At 30.4% G+C, this 16,640-nt stretch carries 18 protein-coding genes and 2 tRNA genes; 10 read left to right on the forward strand and 10 right to left on the reverse strand.

Going from position 1 to position 16,640, the window contains the following annotated elements; genetic code table 11:
* The first annotated feature begins 64 nt into the window (after window positions 1-64).
* Window positions 65-670, forward strand: coding sequence for a porin family protein (locus Q0881_RS06450; RefSeq protein WP_299157918.1), 606 nt, complete (start codon window positions 65-67; stop codon window positions 668-670).
* A gap of 65 nt (window positions 671-735) precedes the next feature.
* On the opposite strand, the gene Q0881_RS06455 is transcribed toward Q0881_RS06450, so the two are convergent.
* Window positions 736-1,605 carry a peptidylprolyl isomerase gene (locus Q0881_RS06455; protein WP_299157920.1) on the reverse strand — a complete coding sequence of 290 codons (870 nt, stop codon included), beginning with the start codon at window positions 1,603-1,605 and terminating at the stop codon, window positions 736-738.
* Window positions 1,606-1,684: 79 nt separating this feature from the next.
* Here Q0881_RS06455 and Q0881_RS06460 point away from each other — a divergent pair, with 79 nt between their 5' ends.
* Window positions 1,685-2,074, forward strand: coding sequence for an RNA-binding S4 domain-containing protein (locus Q0881_RS06460; protein ID WP_299157922.1), 390 nt, complete (start codon window positions 1,685-1,687; stop codon window positions 2,072-2,074).
* A 22-nt stretch (window positions 2,075-2,096) separates the two neighbouring features.
* Window positions 2,097-2,600, forward strand: a complete 504-nt coding sequence (locus tag Q0881_RS06465; protein WP_299158137.1) for a phosphoribosyltransferase family protein — start codon at window positions 2,097-2,099, stop codon at window positions 2,598-2,600.
* Here the strand turns inward: Q0881_RS06465 and Q0881_RS06470 are convergent.
* Complete coding sequence (locus tag Q0881_RS06470) at window positions 2,581-3,111, reverse strand: shikimate kinase (protein ID WP_299157924.1); 531 nt, start codon at window positions 3,109-3,111, stop codon at window positions 2,581-2,583. The two genes, Q0881_RS06465 and Q0881_RS06470, sit on opposite strands and share 20 nt — an antisense overlap.
* 107 nt (window positions 3,112-3,218) lie before the next feature.
* Between Q0881_RS06470 and Q0881_RS06475 the strand changes: the two genes are divergently transcribed.
* Both Q0881_RS06475 and Q0881_RS06480 read left to right on the forward strand, forming a co-directional pair.
* Window positions 3,219-3,291 (forward strand) — tRNA-Lys (locus tag Q0881_RS06475).
* Between the two features lie 38 nt (window positions 3,292-3,329).
* A tRNA-Leu gene (locus Q0881_RS06480) sits at window positions 3,330-3,413 on the forward strand.
* Between the two features lie 168 nt (window positions 3,414-3,581).
* Here Q0881_RS06480 and Q0881_RS06485 read toward each other — a convergent pair.
* Window positions 3,582-5,585, reverse strand: coding sequence for a flavohemoglobin expression-modulating QEGLA motif protein (locus Q0881_RS06485; protein ID WP_299157925.1), 2,004 nt, complete (start codon window positions 5,583-5,585; stop codon window positions 3,582-3,584).
* Window positions 5,566-6,606, reverse strand: a complete 1,041-nt coding sequence (gene gshB, locus Q0881_RS06490) for a glutathione synthase (protein ID WP_299157928.1) — start codon at window positions 6,604-6,606, stop codon at window positions 5,566-5,568. Before gshB ends, Q0881_RS06485 begins: the two co-directional genes overlap by 20 nt.
* 96 nt (window positions 6,607-6,702) lie before the next feature.
* Here gshB and Q0881_RS06495 point away from each other — a divergent pair, with 96 nt between their 5' ends.
* Together Q0881_RS06495 and Q0881_RS06500 are read left to right on the forward strand one after the other, a co-directional pair.
* Window positions 6,703-7,179, forward strand: coding sequence for an Lrp/AsnC family transcriptional regulator (locus tag Q0881_RS06495; RefSeq protein WP_299157931.1), 477 nt, complete (start codon window positions 6,703-6,705; stop codon window positions 7,177-7,179).
* A 698-nt stretch (window positions 7,180-7,877) separates the two neighbouring features.
* A complete protein-coding gene (locus Q0881_RS06500) occupies window positions 7,878-8,498 on the forward strand; it encodes a hypothetical protein (RefSeq protein ID WP_299157933.1) in 621 nt (206 codons plus the stop codon).
* Window positions 8,499-8,707: 209 nt separating this feature from the next.
* Here the strand turns inward: Q0881_RS06500 and Q0881_RS06505 are convergent, their stop codons facing one another.
* Window positions 8,708-8,968, reverse strand: coding sequence for a hypothetical protein (locus Q0881_RS06505; RefSeq protein WP_299157935.1), 261 nt, complete (start codon window positions 8,966-8,968; stop codon window positions 8,708-8,710).
* 130 nt (window positions 8,969-9,098) lie between these two features.
* Here Q0881_RS06505 and Q0881_RS06510 point away from each other — a divergent pair, with 130 nt between their 5' ends.
* From Q0881_RS06510 to Q0881_RS06520, 3 genes are all read left to right on the forward strand, one after another.
* Window positions 9,099-9,257 carry a hypothetical protein gene (locus Q0881_RS06510; RefSeq protein WP_299157937.1) on the forward strand — a complete coding sequence of 53 codons (159 nt, stop codon included), beginning with the start codon at window positions 9,099-9,101 and terminating at the stop codon, window positions 9,255-9,257.
* Window positions 9,258-9,438: 181 nt separating this feature from the next.
* Window positions 9,439-9,606, forward strand: a complete 168-nt coding sequence (locus tag Q0881_RS06515; protein ID WP_299157939.1) for a hypothetical protein — start codon at window positions 9,439-9,441, stop codon at window positions 9,604-9,606.
* Between the two features lie 88 nt (window positions 9,607-9,694).
* A complete protein-coding gene (locus tag Q0881_RS06520) occupies window positions 9,695-10,315 on the forward strand; it encodes a class I SAM-dependent methyltransferase (RefSeq protein WP_299157941.1) in 621 nt (206 codons plus the stop codon).
* Window positions 10,316-10,629: 314 nt separating this feature from the next.
* Here the strand turns inward: Q0881_RS06520 and dsrP are convergent, their stop codons facing one another.
* From dsrP to Q0881_RS06545, 5 genes are read right to left on the reverse strand one after another with little or no spacing between them, the layout of a single operon-like run.
* Entirely contained in the window at window positions 10,630-11,847 is a 1,218-nt protein-coding gene (dsrP, locus tag Q0881_RS06525) for a sulfate reduction electron transfer complex DsrMKJOP subunit DsrP (RefSeq protein ID WP_299157945.1), read from the reverse strand.
* 10 nt (window positions 11,848-11,857) lie between these two features.
* Window positions 11,858-12,985 (reverse strand): 4Fe-4S dicluster domain-containing protein, encoded by a 1,128-nt coding sequence (locus Q0881_RS06530; protein ID WP_299157948.1) that lies wholly within the window; start codon window positions 12,983-12,985, stop codon window positions 11,858-11,860.
* Between the two features lie 7 nt (window positions 12,986-12,992).
* Window positions 12,993-13,622 (reverse strand): cytochrome c3 family protein, encoded by a 630-nt coding sequence (locus tag Q0881_RS06535; RefSeq protein ID WP_299157951.1) that lies wholly within the window; start codon window positions 13,620-13,622, stop codon window positions 12,993-12,995.
* On the reverse strand, window positions 13,622-14,311 hold the full coding sequence (locus tag Q0881_RS06540; protein ID WP_299157954.1) for a nitrate reductase cytochrome c-type subunit: 690 nt from the start codon (window positions 14,309-14,311) through the stop codon (window positions 13,622-13,624). Before Q0881_RS06540 ends, Q0881_RS06535 begins: the two co-directional genes overlap by 1 nt.
* Before the next feature lie 4 nt (window positions 14,312-14,315).
* Window positions 14,316-16,640, reverse strand: a complete 2,325-nt coding sequence (locus Q0881_RS06545; protein WP_299157957.1) for a molybdopterin-dependent oxidoreductase — start codon at window positions 16,638-16,640, stop codon at window positions 14,316-14,318.

Consider the following 16,640-nt stretch of genomic DNA (forward strand, 5'->3'; position numbering starts at 1 on the left):
CATTTATATTCACTCAATAAATTAAATAAAAATAAGTTTTAATAATACACTTAAATCAATAAATATGAAAAAAATAATTTTAATTGCGTTCCTTTTTATAGGAAGCATTCAATTTGCGCAAAGTCAAATTCACTTTGGAATTAAAGGTGGTGTAAACTACAATTCTAAATCTATTTCAAATGTAAGTAGTGACATTCTTAGTGGAGCAAAAAGTAAAACAGGATTTCATGCTGGTATTTGGACACGAGTAAAAATTCCTGTTATAGGTTTATTTATTCAACCTGAATTAGTATATACTCAATTAAGTAATGAAGTTGTGTATTTACCTAAATCTGCAAATCCTAGTACAACTAGTTATGAATTTAGAAAAATAGATATACCTGTATTATTAGGGAAAAAAGTTTTTGGTGTTGGACGTATTTTCGTTGGACCTTCTTTTCAGTATATTTTAGATGGAGATTTCGGTATTAGTGATATTAAAGATGTAAAAGCCGATGGTTTTTCTATGGGAATGCAATTAGGTGCAGGTGTTGATTTAGGAAAATTAGGTTTAGATGTACGATGGGAAAGAGCTTTTTCTAGTACAGAAAGTAGCTTATTAAATACGAGTACCGTTAATTTTGATACACGAGTAAATCAAATTATAGTAGGACTTTCTTATAGATTTTAAATTAATCTTAAAGCATAAAAAAACCGAAGTTAACAACTTCGGTTTTTTTATTTTATATAGATATATTATCTAATATCTCTATTTAAGTAATCTGGTAATGTTGGGTTTTTAGGGTCACTAAAATCATTTCTTGGGTCACCATCACCATTAGCATCTTCATCTTTTGTTAATTTTCCATCACCGTCATCATCAGCATCAGCATAATTAGGAACATTATTGCTATCAGTATCATCATTTCTAGGATCACCATCACCATCTACATCTTCAAAAATAGAAGGAATACCATCTAAATCATCATCGGTGTTCTCTACTAGATCCCATAATTCAATATAAAAAAGTAAATTTTCATTAGGTAAAATAGAAGGAGATCTCCCGCCGTTTCTATATGCTAATCCTGAAGGGATAAATAAAATACCTTTACCTCCATTAATATAAGTTATTGGTCCGTTACCCGTTACATTTTCTCCTCCTTTAAAATGTACAAAACTGTAGGTCCAACCTCTAATTACACGATTAAGTGAAAACCATGTAGTATTTTTATCAAAATCAGGGCTTAAACTATCTTTTCTTATAATTCTTTGTCCTCTATATTTTGCATAAACAGAATCCATAACCGTTGGAAATCCTTTTACAGGAACTGGAGTACCTATTCTATTTACATAATAATACAATTTATAATCTATATCATTTTCTTTTACATCCTTAGTTTTTAAATTAGGATCATCAAATAATGAAGTTTGCCCACTATCAATTACTTTAACAGAATCTAAAGTAGCATTATAGTAATTGTTTTTTAAAAAGGTAACTAAAGAATCGTTATCTATTACAGCTTGAGCTTCATGGTCGAAATTAGCAGCAGTATTGCTTGACCCTCCACAAGAGTATAGGATAACACTAATTATAGCGGTGTAAAAAAAATGTTTAAATTTTATCATTTAGTTTTGAAATTTTAACGCGCAATTTACCATTTTTATACCTTTGTAAAAAATGAATCTTTAAATTTTAACTTTTTATATGAGAATTGATAAATATTTGTGGTGTATTCGCTTATTTAAAACACGTAGTATAGCTACAGAAGCATGTAAAAAGGGACATGTTAAAATTGATGGCACTAATTTAAAACCTTCTAAAGATATATTTGGAAACGAAGAAATTACTATTAGAAAAAATCAAATAAATTATAAAATTAAAGTTTTAGACATCCCTCCTAACAGAGTTGGTGCTAAATTGGTAGATTTATATAGAAAAGATTTAACACCTAAAGAAGAATTTGAAAAAACGGAGTTATTAAAGTATTCAAAAGATTATTATAGAAAAAAAGGTACAGGAAGGCCAACAAAAAAAGATCGACGTGATATTGACGATTATTATGAAGATTCTGATGAAAAAAATCTTAATTTATAATAACTTTACAAAAAAAACAAACATGGCACCAGTTGAGACTATTATTTTAACAAATACTCAAATAGAACAAAAAATTCGTAGAATTGCTTTTCAAATTTATGAGAGTAATAACGAAGAAAACGAGCTAATTATAGCTGGTATTGCAAATAATGGTTATTTGTTTGCTAAAAAAATTATAGAAGTATTATCTGAGATTTCTCCATTAAAAACTGTGTTGTGTAAAGTTGTTATTGATAAGAAAAATCCAATAACTCCTATTACTACATCTCTAGTTGTAGATGAATACAAAAATAAGCCATTAGTTTTAGTAGATGATGTTTTAAACTCAGGTACTACTTTAATATACGGTGTAAAGCACTTTTTAGATGTTCCTTTAAAGCGTTTTAAAACTGCAGTACTAGTGAACAGAAATCATAAGAAATACCCTGTAAAAGCTGATTTTAAAGGGATCTCTTTATCTACTTCTATAAAAGAGCATGTAGTGGTTGAATTTAAAGAAAATGAAATTATTGCTTATCTAGATTAGTATATTCTATTAACTCTGTAATAATAGTTTCTTTATTCTTACTATCAATCTTTAGCTTAAAAGCAGCTTTGTTATAAAAGTAACTTCTTTCAAATAAATGTTTAGCAATATATTCTGGTAATTCATTTTCGTTAAGTCTAGCTACTAATGGACGTTTGTTTCTTTCGTTTGTTAGCCTTTCTACAATTGTATTAATGCTTGTTTGTAAATATACCGTTATAACATTTGTTGCCTCTAATAGCAACTCCATATTTCCAGCATAACAAGGAGTTCCTCCTCCTAATGCTAAAATAAAATTAGTGTCAAGAGCTAATAATTCTTTTAAATAGAAATGCTCTTGTTTTCTAAAATAGATTTCTCCTTTAGTTGCAAAAACTTCTGTGATCGATTTATTTTCTTTTTCTTCAATATAATCATCTAAATCAATAAAGGATAATCCCATTTCAGTAGCTAACAATCTACCTATGGTTGATTTCCCACTAGCCATATACCCTATTAAAACTATTTTCATAAACTAATAATTAAGCAGTTACAAATATGAGTAAAATTTATTATAAAAAAGCTTTTTTAGCTTAAAGAACAGTTGTATATTTGCAACCGCTTTTGCAAGGAAGCAATGACCTGGTAGCTCAGTTGGTAGAGCATCTCCCTTTTAAGGAGAGGGTCCTGGGTTCGAGCCCCAGCCCGGTCACAAAAAAGTTAAGCATTTGCTTAGCTTTTTTAGTTTAAGCACGTATGGCGGAATTGGTAGACGCGCAGGCTTGAGGGGCTTGTGTTCGTAAGGACGTGCGGGTTCGACTCCCGCTATGTGCACATAGACTAAAACGTTAATAAAAAATCACTTATAAAAATATTTATAAGTGATTTTTTATTTCTCACTCCTAGCCTTTTACTAAAAAAAGCATGAGAATACCTGTAACAGTATCTATCCTCTGCCCTAAATTTCTTACACTAAAAGGTTGTGTAGAATAGAACATTTTACTACTTAAGCCCACTTAAAATATATTCATATATATCATTATTTCTACCAAGCTTTGGATAGTTAAAACTAAGTGTAGTATAAGTTGGTTTCTGAATCATCTCCCTTTGCATCATTTCATTAATTATATGATAAAAATCAAGAGAGGTTTTACCTATTAATAAAGGATTTAAATCATTATCATTCTCCCAAAAACGTAATATTTTCACAAATCCACTTAAATATAAATAATCCTTTGTAAAGCCCCCTCCTCTAAATATTCTTGTCACTACACTAAAAGCGTCATCTTTATCTAAATCATGGTCGTTTACAAGAAAATTATAACATTCAATAAAATCAGCTCCATTACACATCATATCTACTATAATAACACGATAAGCTAACTTTTTAAGCCTTTTCATTGAAATATTACCACTAAGATATTCAGATAAAATAGCTAACCCTTCTTGTGTCATGGTATTTACAGGAAGTCCTAGATTGAATAAATTCAATTTCTGAGCATTAGAATTCATTGTTGTAACCATATGTACCCCTATTTCATGTTCTACAAGTGCGTTTATTTGACTTCTAGTAAATTTTGCATCTGGTCTAAATAAAATAGTCTTTTTCGCATTTAAAACCATTACTTGTGAGATAACACGATTACTTTTTTCTATTCTACTTTTAAATCCATAGTTTTCAAGACCTTCTTTAAAAGAAACCATAGCTTCTTCAACACCTAAACTTGGTGATCTCTTAGGCTCACCAGCTACATCGGGCAAATGCAAAAAATAATGTGCATTTTGAATATCCTTTTTGGAAGGCCTTCCAAAATAACGCAATGAATTATACAAAAATTTTGGGGTATCTAATTCAGACAGCATATCTATTTTATCAAAATAACTATTGATAACAGATTCATATAAATGACGGATTGAAACATCTGATATATCTTGTACTCTAAGATTGCTTAATTTCTGTTTTAATTCAAATGGATTTATTTTAATAGGATTATACTTGAAATTTGGTGTTTCTGTACATTTATTTTTGAAAAAACGTTTTTTCTCTTGAATATTATTAATAGGATTAACAGAAGCCAACAATTCAAACCCTTTGAGTAGCCTAAACAATTCTTTATCAACTTTAAGAATTGAAGAATCCATTGTTTTATCTAATAATTTTGCCTTTACTTGATGTTCCCATTCTGAATGCTTTTGATTAAAAAAATTAGCATTATTAAGTATTGCTTTTTTAAATCCTTTTTGTAGCGTCTTAATTATGTTAGGATAATCATCTCCTGAAATTTCATTACAATAAACTTTTTTGATTTCTGTAGCTAAAACTAAGGTATTCTTAAAGTTTTTTGTAATATACTCAAGGTTATAACCTCTTCCATAAAAAACATCGTTAATAGCGCTATTATTCTCAATATCTTGTACTTCAATCTTCCCAAGTTCTTGCCTCCAATGCTCTATAACATTTCCAAACCGATTCATATCAATATTCTCTGCTCCGATATTGAACAATGGTACTTTTCTGTCCCAACGCTGAAAATTATAAGAATGAATATCATAAACTACACATCCTCCAAAAAGTGCCTCTAATTTTTTAATTAATGCATGAGTAACTTTATAATAGTTATTATGCTTTTCAATACTTTTCTGTCTTTCTTTAGGTGTTAATTTCTTTTTCCAAACTTTTTTATCCCAGGCAATATCAAAAATACAATCATTTGGTTTTCTATTTAAATCATATTCAAAACGAGAATCATTACCAATTAAAGTAATGGGCATTGAAGATATAAAATCTCCTGTAAAAGGATCTTCTTCATACCAACGGTTATACTCGTCATGATTTATCTTTTCTTTTAACTCATTACGCAAGTTGCTTCCATCATGAATAGCAGTACAACAATATGGTAGGTATCGATTTATTTTTATAGAAAAAGAACCGTCAAAAGCAATAGTTTCAAAATGTTTTTCGGCATTTATTAATGCTATAATTTCATTAATCTCTAACCTTTTCATCGGACACTAGCTTTATAAGTTCTGACTTGTTCTTTCTATTACTTATTTCTTCTACAACACGTTCTAAGTAGTCTACAATTTTCTTTTGAATCTTTGTGTTATTCAATTTATTGATATCTGTAATCGTTCCTGGACTCATTACATTTACTTCAATTAATTTTCCTCCTATCAAATCAAGTCCAGCATAGTATATACCATCACGGACTAATTTTTCTCCAACTTTTCTACATAGAATTTTATCCTCTTTGGTTAACTTATATTTTTCTACACTACCACCTGCAGAAATGTTTGAACGTGCATCACCTCTTGCTGGTCTTCTACGTAAAGCTCCGATAGGTTCTCCATTTAACATTAATACACGTACATCTCCATCTTCAGCACCCTCAACATACTCCTGCAAAATAACATAACTAGACTTTCCTTCTTTTCCATTAATATAGAAATCAAGTAAAGATTTAATATTATGCATTGCTGATTTTTCGATTATAATTACACCACTACCACCATATCCATCTAATGGTTTTAAAATCATCTTCTCTTTATCCGATTCTTCGATGATCCTTAATAAATAATCAATATTTTTTGATACATGAGTCGCTGGAATCAACTCACGTTTTGGATCGTAATATGCAGCTGTATAAATTTTATTATTGGTTTCTCGTAAACCATCCACCGCATTTAATATAAACACATCATCTTTTATAGAATCAAGGAAGTTAAGCACCAATGGATCCATAGGTGGATTGTCCCTCATAAATATTACATCAAAATGTTGTAAAGGTTTCATTTCTTTATAAAATTTAACCGACTTATAAAACGATGGAATACTATTAGAAACTTTATCTTGATTAACAATAGTTTTACACAAACTCAATGTAATACTATCACGAATTGTTAAATTAGATGGGGATGTTATGGCAATTTCATGTCCACGAACTGCAAGTTCATGAATCATTCTAAGTGTAGAATCTTGCTTAGGATTTACCTTTTCCCAAGGGTACATTATAAAACAGATTTTCATTGAATATAAGTATTTTTCAAAGCAAAATTCAATTAAAAAAGGGAATATAGTTGCACGTTGTGTTTATTTAAGTAAATTACACTAAAAAATAACTTAATGAAGACTAATTCACTAAATATTGATGATATTGATGCACAAATCCTTGAAATTCTCCAAGAAAACGCAATGACAACAGCCAAAGAAATGGCTCATAAGCTTTCTCTTACTACAACTCCTATTTATGAACGTATAAAGAAATTGCAGAAGACTGGAATTATTAAACAATATGTTGCTTTATTAGATGCTGACATGCTTGGTAAAAGTATTTTAGTTTTCATGAATATTACTATAAAGGATCATCATTTAGAAAAGCGAAATGAATTTATACGAGAAATGGAGAAACTAAAAACTGTTCTTGAATTTTATCACACATCGGGAAGTTTTGATTTTTTGGTAAAAGTTAGATTCTCTGATATTAAATCTTTCAGAAACTTCTTAGTTAATGAGGTTGCATCTATCCATAATATCGGTGACATTGAGAGTCAAATAGTTCTTGAAGAAATAAAATTTTCAACAAAAATATTGATAGATTAATAAACGGATATATCAATCTATTCATAACTAAACACTGTACTTCATTGAAGAAATGACCGCACAAACAACAAGATTAATCAATAAAAATTATGGATTCAACTACAATCATCTATTTCCTTTGGATGAGTAGAAAATGTCTCCGGTTGATTTACCTTTAGTTAACTTGATTAATTTTTAATGTATTGATATTTTAGCCTCCAAACAACCATAACAATCTCTTTTTAATATAATATTAGTTTAAAAAAAACAGTACCTTTATAAGTACCTATAATTAATAAAGCAAGTAATATTGACCTTAATCAACTATCTAAGAAACAAGGCTTAAAATATTGTATAACTAAGCCCACTAAATTGAGGGGCTTGTGTTCGTAAGGACGTGCGGGTTCGACTCCCGCTATGTGCACAGAAAACCCCACAAAACATTATTAATAATGTTTTGTGGGGTTTTATTTTAGTTATATTTCTTTATTCTATATAACTTATAAATATAAAATCTCCTACTCTACTGCTTATAATATAGCCCTCTGAAGGTGGTTTCATCCAATTAAAAACAGGTCTTTTCCTTATTTTTTATAAGGCTTATCACTAGCCTAAATTTAGTTTTTATAAAATACATTCGAATACTCAAAATTCGATTAACTTTTAAAGATTTATAAGTATCGATTATATATTAACCTTTTTATAAAACTTTTAAAATCATGGAAAAAATTAAATTAAACTTTATAAATAAATCTGCAGATGTCAATAATAGCAGCGTTGTAATCTTTCAACAAAATGTTGCAGAAGATTTTGGGGAAACAGCTATAGCTTGGATAGTAATCCAAAACTGTGGAAGGTTAGATAATCATCCTTTTATATACCCTATGCAATTTAATGTCTGTGCAAGTGATTCTTATGGAAACTATACTCCACAACAAATAGCTTCTAAAGGAGAAGCCTTTGAAATGATCAAAGATTCATCTGGAGATATACTTAGAAAGTCTTCTACTCCTGCTACTAGCCCAAATGAAGTAGAAATAAGAAATAATTTAGCTAGTGGAGCTATTAATGCTAATTGCTATAGAGATGGAAAATTATTTGCAGCAAAAACAGGCTTGGCTCCTGGACAAAAAGCTGTTTTTGAATTTCAACCAAAAATCTTTATAGGTGTTGTTTCTCAAGTTGAAGAAGGAGATGTAATGAGTTCAGCTATAATTTCACAAATTAACACTGAAATTAATTTATTCGGAATTACAAGTGCAGATATTGTTATGACAGGTGGCGGAACTGGAAAGGAATCTGAGCCCTTCAACTTTACTTTAGAAAACATTAATCAATAATATATTTTACATATTTATTTTAGTTAATTAGTAGAAAAGATCCTTTCACCGATACTTTTATTTCTATTCGTCTAATTTTTAAAATAATAAGAACATCTCTAAACTATCTTTGGAATATAAATTGAAATTTAGTTTTTTATTTAACAGTTTGATAGATTAGTTAGTTATAAGAGAAGAAGTATCTGGAGGTGATAACTTCTTCTCTTCTTTTATAGAATTCCTTCTTTGGTTAATAAGATACCTAAATGAAAATTTGTTTTAGCTTTATACTTCGTTTTTAATTTTTTTATCCTTTTTTCTATTATAGAGATACTATTTGGGGTTATTTCTTTGTTTTTAAATTGAATTGAAATTTCACTCTGTTTAAAGCCTTTAGCTAGTAACTGTACTATTTTTAAATCGGTTTTATCCATATTTTTTTCTTGTTGGTGGTTATACTGTAAACGTACTCTTCTTTTTTTAATTTTCAAATTTAATTCAAAAACTATTTTGCGTTTAAATAAGTTATTTTTAAAGGTTTTGCCTTACTTTTTTTATGGTTTTTCTAAACTTATTTAAGCTACTATTATCTAAATTTGAGACAACTAAAAATTTATTACTATGTTAAAAAATGTTTCAAATTTAGGTTCAGTTTTAAATAAAATAGAACAAAAATCTATTAATGGAGGTAGTTTATCTTGTCAAGCAGATGAAGAATGCATTATTTCTTGGAATGACCCTTATGCAATTTGTCATAACGGAAGATGCCTTCCAGGTTAAATAAAAAGCGAACTTCGGTTCGCTTTTTTATCCTTGTTATTATTATAATAAGTTACTTTTGAGTAACTGAAAATTAAATATAAAAAAGCAAAGAAATATTGTTCATCTTTACTTTTATTACGGGTTTATTTTAATCATAGTCTTCTTAAAAGCATGATTTTGAAAACTTAAAAATTAAACCATGTTGAAAAACATTTCAAACTTAGGATTCCCTCTAAACAAAAAAGAACAACTATCGATTAATGGAAATGGACCATCTCTTGAAATTTGTAATTGGTTAGGAGCTCCTATTATTTGTAAAACTGGACATTGTATACAAGATTCTAATGGAAATTGGAGATGTAAATAATAATACTTTCTAATTTAAACGATCTCTAGAGGTCGTTTTTTTTGTTTTTACTATATTGTTATCTTACAAACAAATATCTATAATTAATATGAATTGTACTCTTTGTAGTTCTGAACTTGTAAATAAAAAAGATGACTATTATTATGAATGTACAGTTTGTATGGGCATTGTAAAAGATGAGAAGTATTATTTAACAGCAGCTGAAGAAAAAGCAAGGTATGAAACACATAACAATGATGTAAATGATATTCGATATCAAAATTTTACATCACCTATTACCAATTATGTGTTTGATAATTTTTCATCTAAGCATAAAGGACTCGATTTTGGTTGTGGCACAGGGCCTGTTATTTCAAGTATGCTTATGAAGAAAAATTATGAGATTGTGCAATACGATCCTTTTTTTGCTCCCAAGTATGATTTACTAGATTCTATGTATAATTATATAGTAAGCTGTGAAGTTTTTGAGCACTTTTACAATCCTAAAAAAGAAATAAACAGACTTGTATCTAAATTAAAAGATAATGGGAGCTTACTCATTATGACGATGCTATACAATGATAGTATTGATTTTAACTCCTGGTTTTATAGAAATGACCCTACTCATGTATTTATATATAGAAAAGAAACTATCGAATACATTGCTAAAGTAAATAAACTTCAAATAGATGAATTGACAGACAGATTTATTGCTTTCAAAAAAAAATAATTAAACTCTTCGAGGTTTGTTTAAAATAACAAACTCAACAATCGCAGCACTATAATGATTGTGAAATTATATTTTATTTGATAATTGTAGTAATTATTGAAGCTAAAAAAAGGAACACTTTCAGTTCCTTTTTCGAATTAGTCTTAACAAAAGCCCCCCGGCTTTAAATTTTGACATTTCGTATGCGAAAATAATAAGTTAATTGGTATAGTTACAAATAAAATGATAAAAATATTCCACAAAAAAAGAAGCGCCTTATCTGAAGACGCTTCTTATTAAACACACTACTATTTTACAATAAATAGCAAATAAAATTAATTTTTATACCTCAATTTACCTGTTTCAATACCAATAGCTGTTCTAGCTAAAATGGTAAATATTAAAGCTCCCATAGCCCAAATACCCAAAGTAACACCGATTTCTATCCCTGTAGGAGTATATTCAGCAATTTTACCGTAAGGTCCGGGAATGAACCCTGGAACTATTAATCCAAAACCTTTTTCAATCCAAATGGCAACGAATAAAAGAATGCAAGCAAAATAAAGTACATTTAAATTATTACGTAATTTATGGAAAGTTAAGATGATTGTAGCTAAAACATTCATAGAAATAGCTGTCCAAATCCAAGGTAGTAAGGCAGTTTTACCATCTAATCCAAAAAATAAATAGTAAGCACTTTCACTATGATGTGTAGGCGCATAAAATTCTTTAAACAATTCAGAAACTAACATAATAATGTTAATCTGTGCTGCAACTGTTACCACCATTGCAATTTTCTTGATGGTTTTATCTTCAATTTTAAAATCAGTAAATCCTCTAATAATTGCTAATACTAAAATAATTAAAGCAGGTCCTGCTGCAAATGCTGAAGCTAAAAAACGAGGTCCTAATAAAGCATTATTCCAAAATGGTCTTGCTTGTAACCCTTGATATAAAAATGCCGTAACTAAGTGAATTCCTACAGCCCAAAAAACCGAAATCAGAGCTCCTGGTAAATAGACACTTTTTTTAGATTCTTTTCCTTGATAATGTCTAAATAATATATACAAAGGAATACTAATATTGATAAATAAATAACCATTTAAAGCGATAACATCCCATGTAAGCATTGAGTTTGGAAAATTAAAAACTCCAATTCCAGGTAACATATGCCATAAAACTGATGGACCTCCCATATCTGCAACCACAAATGCTAAACACATAATTAATGCAGCAACTGCGACTCCTTCACCAATTAAAACGGCCTGTTTAAAATCTATATCTTTTAAAACATAGGTTGGCATTACCAGCATAACCGCTGCTGCGGCTACACCAACTAAAAAAGTAAAATTAGAAATGTACAATCCCCAACTTACTCTATCTGTCATTCCAGTAACACTTAATCCGTGTTCTAACTGAATTGAATAACAGTACATACCTATTAACATTACTAAGGTTAAAAACCCCATCCATAAGTGGTATTTTTTGGTTCCTTTGGTAATAATATCAAGGCTATCTTTAACTAAACTTCCAAAAACTTTAAGTGTTTTCATTCTATATATTTTAATCCATGAAGTACCAGAACTTTGGCTCTGTACCTAAATCTTCTTTTAATCTGAATACTTTTTTGTTTTCCAACACCCATCTAATAGAGCTTTCTGGATCTAATAGGTTTCCAAAAATACGTGCACCTGTTGGACAAGCTTCTACACATGCGGGGTTTTTACCTGCTCTTGAGCGTTGTACACAGAAAGTACATTTTTCCATGACACCCTTTTTACGCATTCTATTTCCTAAATAATGTTGGTTTTTATTGATTTCTTCTTCAGGAACTTCTGGTTTGCTCCAGTTGAATCTACGACCATCGTAAGGACACGCTGCCATACAATATCTACAACCAACACACCAATCATAATCAACTACAACTAAACCGTCTTCTTCTCTCCAAGTTGCTTGTACCGGACAAACTTCTACACAAGGTGGATTATCACAATGAAAACATTGAGTTCCCATATAAAAATGACCTTCGGCTGGAACTTCATGATAGTAATTATCATCAGCTTCATTAAAATTAAAACCTTTACCATCTTTCATTTCATGAATACGAATGTATTGCATTTCTGAGTTTCTATCTTGGTTGTTTTCTTCAACACAAGCACTCACACAATCCATGTATCCTTGACATTTAGATATATTAAAAGCATAGCCAAATAACACATCTTCTTCTGCATTTTTAGAAGACATGCTAATGTTTTTACCAGTTCTTAATTGATAAGAGCGAACCAATCTATCTACGGTAGCAGATTTCTCTTTATCGTCCATCAATTTATAGTTTCCTTTAAATTGTTCTTCCCAATCTATTTGTGCTTTCTCTTTAGATTCTTCACTTGATGTAATACTTGTACAAGATGAAGCTGCTCCAGCCCCAATTAATAAACTAGCAGTTAGTTTTTTAAAGGCAGATCTACGATCCATTTTTACATCAAAAACTTGATCAAAACCATCTTTATGCCTTTCATCCCCTATTGAAGCATCAACTGCAGCTTCAAAAAATTCATCATTACTTAATTCTTCTTTTTTGTTGTGAGAATCACATCCACCAGAAGTTTTACCACAACCACAAGAACTAGCTGTTTGTTTGTGTTTGCTATTTAGGTTTAGAGTAAACCATTTCTTTTTGTTATCGCTCATGCCTAAACTATTTACGTTCTTTAACTTTTTGAGTATTAAATCTTGCTGGCCACTTAGTCTTAAAACTTGGTGAGTGTGGATTATGACAGTTTACACAGGTCATAGAAGCTCTTGGTTTTGCCCAACTCTCTAATTTTTTTCCATGCGCTCCACCTGTCCAATCTTTGTATTGTTTTTGATGACATTGACTACATAATTTATAACTTTTATTAAAATCTATATCATGCCCCGTAATACTTTTTAGATTATCCATATTGTTGCTGTTATGGCAAGTAACACAGTTCATAGTATTTACATCTGCATGTTTTAATTTTATGTTCCAGTGTGCCTTTTTTATATCCTTACTTTGCATTTCAGCTAAAGGTTTGGTATGACATTCTGTACATTTAAAAGATTTAATTTCATCTTTTCTATTAGGAATCAAAAAAGTAATTTCATTTTCAGTTACCTCTAATAAATTCATTCCATCAATATAGGTGTCTGAACTTGTTTTAATTCCTTTGTAGTTTTTACTTTTTGCTTCAATTTTATCTGTAACAGTATGATATTCGTGCTCTTTATCATGCTTACAAGAAGTTATTAAAAAAGCTATTAATAAGTAATAACTAATACTGTATATGTAACGGTGTATTTTCATTAGTTTTCAATTTTTCTGATAAAAGAACCTATATCTCCGGTTACTTTATTGCTAGGAACATGGCATTGACGACAGTTAACTCTTTCTGGGTGAGACACTCTAATTTCTTTAGGTGCACTTGGCCCTGCATGACAAGACAAACAATTTTCTCTCATTTGTAATTGATGCGGAATTGCCGGTGGGCTTCCCAATAAAGCGTTATTATTTCCAACAGCAGGAATGGTTCCTTTCTTAAAACTGTTAGCTACAAATAATGATTTACTTTTTTGTGGTACATGACATTGACGACAGTTTACCATCTCTGGGTGTGGCGTAACAGGTGTATATGCTTCAAATTTTTCTACATAACCTCCATTTTCATGACATTTTAAGCAGCTATTGTCTCCCATATTTCTCTCATTTTTTACCTCATGAGGAATACTTGGCGGAGCTCCATAAAAAGCTCTGTTTTTATGATATGTTTCTATGCTTCGTTGATGTGTTTCATCTACAGGCATTTTACTATAATCTAAAGCATGTTCTGAACGTTTAAAAACACCTTTTTCTAAAGGAATAACAGGAATTGTTTTATCCTTTTTTACAGGGATATATGCATCCTCTTTCCCTGTCTGATAGCTGTAGTTCCATATTGTTATAAAAGCAATAAATAGAATTACAAATAAAGATATAATACCGAGTCGTTTTCTCATGATTTTATGCTTTTTCTACTTTAACTGCACACTTTTTGTAATCTGGTTCTTTAGAAATTGGACAAAAAGCGTCTAAAGTAACATCGTTAATTAACATGTTTTCATCAAAAAATGGTACAAATACTTGTCCTTTTGTAGGTAAACCTCTTTCGTTTATAGATGCAGGTAAAACACATGATCCTCTACGAGAAGAAACTTTAACATTTTCACCGTTTCTAATACCTAATGCTTTTGCATCATCTGGATGAAATTCAACATAAGCATGTGGCATTGCTTTGTGTAAAACAGGTATTCTACGTGTCATAGAACCTGTGTGCCAATGCTCAATTACACGACCTGTATTTAACCAAAACGGATATTCATTATCTGGTACTTCTGGAGCTGGTTCATATGGGCGTTGCCATATAACTGCTTTACCATCTGGTTTTCCATAAAAATGAAATTCTTCTCCATTAGTACATGCAGGATCGTATTTAGAATTAAAACGCCACTGTGTTGATTTCCCATCTACATATGGCCATATAGCTCCAGATTCTTTTTTAAGAACTTCAAGTGGTGCCATATTGTGCTTTTTTCCTGCATGGAACTGTCGATATTCATTATAAATTTCTTCTACGTGATTTTCTTTTGAATACGGGAATAAATCTCCATACCCCATACGTTTTGCTACTTCAATAAACATCCACGCATCAGGTGTTGTTTCTCCTGGCCCTTCCACCATTTTATTCCAGTGCTGTGTTCTTCTTTCAGAATTCCCATACAATCCAGATTTTTCTATATGCCAAGATGCAGGTAAAATAACATCAGCAACATCTGAGGTTGGAGTTGGAAATACATCAGAAACAACCACAAAACATGATTCTTTTTCCATTCCTGGACGGAATCTACTTGTTCTTGGTAATGACACTAATGGATTTACAGCTTGTGTCCAAATAAATTTAATATCCCCCCTATCAACAGCTCTAAACATTTCAGTTGCATGATACGTTGGTTTTGATGGTATTTTTTCTACAGGAACTTTCCAAATCTTTGCGGCTTTAGCTCTATGTTTTGGATTCATTACCACTCCTTTTGGTAATTTGTGTGTAAATGTTCCTACTTCACGAGCTGTACCACAAGCTGATGGTTGTCCTGTTAATGAAAAAGGACTATTACCTGGTTGTGATATTTTTCCTGTTAATAGGTGAATATTATAAATAATATTGTTCATCCATGTACCTCTTGTATGTTGATTAACACCCATACACCAAAGTGACATTACTTTTTTGTTTGGATCACCATATATAGCTGCTAAATACTTGATATCTTTTACTGAAACCTTCGTTAATTTTGATACTTTCTCTGGAGAATAATCTTCTAAAAAGGCTTTGTATTCATCAAAGTTTATTTTTGTTGGTTTATCTTTAAATTTATATTTATCTTCTAAACCATACCCCATATTAGTAAGTCCTTTACTAAAGTTACAGTACTTTTCAACAAAAGATTTATTTACCCAACCATTATTAATTATTTCATAACAAATAGCATTACCTACTGCTAAATCTGTTTGAGGCTCAAATAAGATTGATTTATTTGCTGCCATACTTGAACGTGTTGTTCTGGTTGCAAAATCAATAATTTTAGCTCCTCTTGTGTTTTTTTGCTCTAGCATTCTAGAAAATAATACTGGGTGCATTTCCGCCATATTATTTCCCCAAGTTATGTAGTAATCTGCGTGATCAAAATCTTCATAACATCCCATTGGTTCATCTGCACCAAACGAAGTTAAGAAACCAGCTACTGCACTTGCCATACATAAACGAGCGTTACAATCTAAATTATTAGTACCAATAGCACCTTTCATAAATTTAGAAGCAACATAACCTTCTGGTATAGTTGATTGCCCTGAAGTATACATAGCTACTGAATCTTTTCCATGTTTTTCAATGGTTTCTTTCATTTTGTTAGCTACTATATCTAAAGCTTCATTTATTGGTGTTTTAACATACTTTCCGTTTTCTTTAACCAAAGCATATTCTAATCTATCTTTTGATTGGATACACATTATTTGATGATATCCTTTTACACAAAGTAATCCTTTATTTACTGAAGAATTTGGATCACCTTTAACAGCAACTGCTTTTCCGTTTTCTACCCCGACTAAAATTCCGCAACCTACACCGCAAAAACGACAAGGTCCTTTTTTCCAATCTAAATTTCCTTCTGGTATTCCTGCTAATTGTTCGCTAGCAAAAATGATTCCTGGAAACATAGTCGCTGCAGCTGTCATTGCTGCTGTAGCAGCCATTTTTTTAATAAAACTTCGTCTACTAGATAATGAAGCGCTCAT

This window comes from uncultured Tenacibaculum sp. (assembly GCF_947494125.1).
GTDB lineage: Bacteria > Bacteroidota > Bacteroidia > Flavobacteriales > Flavobacteriaceae > Polaribacter.

Excerpts from the sequence above, each read along its gene's own strand:
- Q0881_RS06450 (WP_299157918.1), top strand. The coding sequence starts at position 65 with ATGAAAAAAATAATTTTAATTGCGTTCCTTTTTATAGGAAGCATTCAA.
- Q0881_RS06455 (WP_299157920.1), bottom strand. The coding sequence starts at position 1,605 with ATGATAAAATTTAAACATTTTTTTTACACCGCTATAATTAGTGTTATC.
- Q0881_RS06460 (WP_299157922.1), top strand. The coding sequence starts at position 1,685 with ATGAGAATTGATAAATATTTGTGGTGTATTCGCTTATTTAAAACACGT.
- Q0881_RS06465 (WP_299158137.1), top strand. The coding sequence starts at position 2,097 with ATGGCACCAGTTGAGACTATTATTTTAACAAATACTCAAATAGAACAA.
- Q0881_RS06470 (WP_299157924.1), bottom strand. The coding sequence starts at position 3,111 with ATGAAAATAGTTTTAATAGGGTATATGGCTAGTGGGAAATCAACCATA.
- Q0881_RS06485 (WP_299157925.1), bottom strand. The coding sequence starts at position 5,585 with ATGAAAAGGTTAGAGATTAATGAAATTATAGCATTAATAAATGCCGAA.
- gshB (WP_299157928.1), bottom strand. The coding sequence starts at position 6,606 with ATGAAAATCTGTTTTATAATGTACCCTTGGGAAAAGGTAAATCCTAAG.
- Q0881_RS06495 (WP_299157931.1), top strand. The coding sequence starts at position 6,703 with ATGAAGACTAATTCACTAAATATTGATGATATTGATGCACAAATCCTT.
- Q0881_RS06500 (WP_299157933.1), top strand. The coding sequence starts at position 7,878 with ATGGAAAAAATTAAATTAAACTTTATAAATAAATCTGCAGATGTCAAT.
- Q0881_RS06510 (WP_299157937.1), top strand. The coding sequence starts at position 9,099 with ATGTTAAAAAATGTTTCAAATTTAGGTTCAGTTTTAAATAAAATAGAA.
- Q0881_RS06515 (WP_299157939.1), top strand. The coding sequence starts at position 9,439 with ATGTTGAAAAACATTTCAAACTTAGGATTCCCTCTAAACAAAAAAGAA.
- Q0881_RS06520 (WP_299157941.1), top strand. The coding sequence starts at position 9,695 with ATGAATTGTACTCTTTGTAGTTCTGAACTTGTAAATAAAAAAGATGAC.
- dsrP (WP_299157945.1), bottom strand. The coding sequence starts at position 11,847 with ATGAAAACACTTAAAGTTTTTGGAAGTTTAGTTAAAGATAGCCTTGAT.
- Q0881_RS06530 (WP_299157948.1), bottom strand. The coding sequence starts at position 12,985 with ATGAGCGATAACAAAAAGAAATGGTTTACTCTAAACCTAAATAGCAAA.
- Q0881_RS06535 (WP_299157951.1), bottom strand. The coding sequence starts at position 13,622 with ATGAAAATACACCGTTACATATACAGTATTAGTTATTACTTATTAATA.
- Q0881_RS06540 (WP_299157954.1), bottom strand. The coding sequence starts at position 14,311 with ATGAGAAAACGACTCGGTATTATATCTTTATTTGTAATTCTATTTATT.
- Q0881_RS06545 (WP_299157957.1), bottom strand. The coding sequence starts at position 16,640 with ATGAGCGCTTCATTATCTAGTAGACGAAGTTTTATTAAAAAAATGGCT.